Here is a 2982-nt window from a genome sequence, read left to right as displayed (position 1 = left end):
TTTGTTGATGAGACCACCGCCTCGCTAAAGTCATAGCTTTCACGATTGCCTTCTCTATCAAGTGGTAAATTTTCAAAATCAAATAAGTTTCTGTCTGCAAGCTGGCTTGGACTAACATTTTGTAAAGATTTAAAGATACTCTCAACACGACCTGGAGTTTTCTTATCCCACTCAGTCAACATGGCTTTGATTGATTGACGTTGCAAGTTTTCTTGTGAGCCACATAAGTTACAAGGAATAATTGGGAAGTCTTTGTGCTCAGCGTATTTAATTAAATCTTTTTCACGGCAATATGACAACGGACGGATTACCACGTTACGTTCATCATCAGAGCGCAATTTTGGTGGCATCGCTTTTAGTCGTGAACCATGGAACATATTTAAGAACATTGTCTCAACGATATCATCCATGTGATGACCAAGTGCTAGTTTAGTTGCACCAATTTTTTCTGCAAATGAATAAAGTGTGCCGCGACGAAGTCGTGAACACAGACCACAGGTAGTTTTGCCCTCTGGTACTTTTTCTTTTACTACTGAGTAAGTATCTTTATCAACGATGTAATACGGGATATTTAGCGTTTCAAAGTAATCAGGCAAAATGTGCTCAGGAAAACCAGGTTGCTTCTGATCAAGGTTTACTGCAATCACTTCAAATTTAATCGGCGCTGCTTTTTGTAAATTAAGCAAAATATCTAGCATTGCAAAAGAATCTTTACCACCACTGATACATGCCATAACAACATCACCGTCTTCAATCATGTTGTAATCAGTAATCGCATTACCAACATGCCTTCTTAGACGCTTTTGAAGTTTATTAAATTCAAGAGTTTCTTTTCTAGTATCAGTTTGATTCATTTGCTCTGCTCATACAGGCTTTTGTAAGCCATGTTTCATAGTAAAAAGTTCGGCGTGGATTATACGGACTTTTTAAGCCAGTTGAAATGATTAGCATGGGATAATTAAAGCGCTTCACTCGTAGAGATACCACGTAAAGCAAAGCGCTTTGGGTATAGGGCCTCAGGTTCTTCAATTTACAGGCTGAAAGCTCTAATTTTCTGACCTCTGTAAACTGATTACTGATTTATTTTACTGTGCATTTGTAACGAGAAGCTGTACAAGCAAGATCAGGCCAATCATCTCTGCCCCAACAGTATTTATCATTTCTAAGAGGTTTTAGATGCCAAACCACATGCTTGCCCTTTTTATCTAAGCGGGTTTCATTTTCAAGCTGCACACGGATTAAATTTTTCTCTGCTGAGAGAATATTATAAACGAAGGTTTTTCTCGCTTCGGACGCGGAAATATAGCCCTGCTCATCATAAGAGATTTCTAATGTTTTATTTTTCAACGTCATGGTATGAAAATTAGCCTCACAAACTGGGCTATTTGTAGACTGCCATGAGCCTTGCAACTTAGTTTGCATTTCTTGGTTGATAGGTGAATGACTGCTACAAGCTGAACATAGCAGTAAAATAACAAAAATAGGCGCTAAAGTTTTCATTAAGATGCTTTTAAGTCCCTGAAAAAGTAAGGTTTAGCATATCGAGAATCGTAAAAATGTCCAGCTATACGCTTAATAAAAACAAAGGGCACATGAGCCCTGTGCCCTTTGTTAACTTTAAGCGCTTTTAGTTTTAGCTTTTTTATTCTTTGCCATTCGTTTAGCACGTTTTATTGCCGACTTTTTCGACGCATTTTTCTGCGCTATTTTTAATACTTTAGCCTCTTTTAATTGCTTTTTTGCTGCTTTCAAGCGCTTTTTAGCATTTTCGGCTAGTTTCTCTGCTTCACTAGCGCACTCTACAGCTGCTTGTGCTTTAAGTGCTGCATCTTTTGCAATTTCAGTGGTTTTGGCCACTTCTTTTTTACTCTTTTCGAGAATTTTTTCGAGCTTAGCAAGACGTTTCTCAAATACTGACTGTGAATTTTGCATAGTATTCTCCTTTACTGACGTGCAGACATGCGGGTAGGTTCTGTGACAATAAGCGGGTCGAGACGATTCACAATTTCGTGATCTTTTTCTGGGTAATCCAAACAGCTTAAGAAATGACGCATACAGTTGATACGCCCGCGCTTTTTATCATCAGATCGAATTTGTGTCCAAGGTGCATCCTTAGTATGGGTATGAAACATCATGGCATCTTTGGCATCACTGTAATCATGCCATTTAGCCAGTGATGCCATATCAACTGGGCTTAGCTTCCATTGTTTGAGTGGATCATTTTGGCGAGATTTAAAGCGTCTAAATTGCTCTTCTCTGCTGACCGAAAACCAATATTTAAATAGCTTAATACCGCTATTCACCAACATACGTTCAAGTTGAGGAGTTTGACGCATAAACTCTAAATATTCGTGATCATCACAGAACCCCATTACCTTCTCAACACCGGCTCGGTTATACCAAGAACGGTCAAATAATATAATTTCACCCTTTGTTGGCAGATGGTTAATGTAACGCTGAAAGTACCATTGATCACGCTCTCTTGCAGATGGTTTTTCTAAAGCCACCACGTGCGCCCCACGAGGGTTTAAATGCTCCATAAAGCGCTTAATAGTGCCACCTTTACCCGCCGCATCTCGACCTTCAAATAAAATCACAATTTGCTGGTTGGTCTCTTTTACCCAGCCTTGCATTTTTAAAAGCTCGATTTGCAGTTCGTGTTTATGACGCTCGTATTCAACTACGTCCATTTTGCGTTTATATGGGTATTTACCGTCAGCATTCCACTTTAAGCTTGGGTTTTTAACATTTAGATCAAAAACCACATCCTGCTTCGCATTGGCTTCGGCTAATTTCTGCTGTTTAACTGATACAGGTTCGACATTGACTGTCTGCATAACGACTCCTTTTAAACTATAACTACCTATATTGAGATCTTTATAGTTTTACTTTAAGCCAGTTATTGCTAAGTAACTTGATCTAAATCTATATTTTCAATTCTGAAAAATCATTTAAAAATAGAAGGTTAGCACTTAATAATTA

Annotated in this window: 4 protein-coding genes; all 4 read right to left on the bottom strand. The window is 38.4% G+C overall.

The features are described 5' to 3' along the window. On the bottom strand, positions 1 to 854 hold an 854-nt coding region (gene ttcA / locus L1D51_RS21075), incomplete at its 3' end, for a tRNA 2-thiocytidine(32) synthetase TtcA (protein ID WP_239964779.1). Between the two features lie 226 nt (positions 855 to 1080). After that, on the bottom strand, positions 1081 to 1500 hold the full coding sequence (locus L1D51_RS21070; RefSeq protein WP_239964778.1) for a hypothetical protein: 420 nt from the start codon (positions 1498 to 1500) through the stop codon (positions 1081 to 1083). Positions 1501 to 1617: 117 nt separating this feature from the next. Beyond that, positions 1618 to 1932, bottom strand: a complete 315-nt coding sequence (locus L1D51_RS21065) for a hypothetical protein (RefSeq protein WP_054561321.1) — start codon at positions 1930 to 1932, stop codon at positions 1618 to 1620. 11 nt (positions 1933 to 1943) lie between these two features. After that, complete coding sequence (gene ppk2 / locus L1D51_RS21060) at positions 1944 to 2837, bottom strand: polyphosphate kinase 2 (RefSeq protein WP_082665603.1); 894 nt, start codon at positions 2835 to 2837, stop codon at positions 1944 to 1946. Positions 2838 to 2982: the final 145 nt, after the last annotated feature.

Source organism: Pseudoalteromonas shioyasakiensis, assembly GCF_022398475.1.
GTDB lineage: Bacteria > Pseudomonadota > Gammaproteobacteria > Enterobacterales > Alteromonadaceae > Pseudoalteromonas.
Note: the sequence above shows the minus strand (reverse complement) of the source record. Positions and strands in the feature narration are given on the sequence as shown.

Excerpts from the sequence above, each read along its gene's own strand:
- L1D51_RS21070 (WP_239964778.1), bottom strand. The coding sequence starts at position 1,500 with ATGAAAACTTTAGCGCCTATTTTTGTTATTTTACTGCTATGTTCAGCT.
- L1D51_RS21065 (WP_054561321.1), bottom strand. The coding sequence starts at position 1,932 with ATGCAAAATTCACAGTCAGTATTTGAGAAACGTCTTGCTAAGCTCGAA.
- ppk2 (WP_082665603.1), bottom strand. The coding sequence starts at position 2,837 with ATGCAGACAGTCAATGTCGAACCTGTATCAGTTAAACAGCAGAAATTA.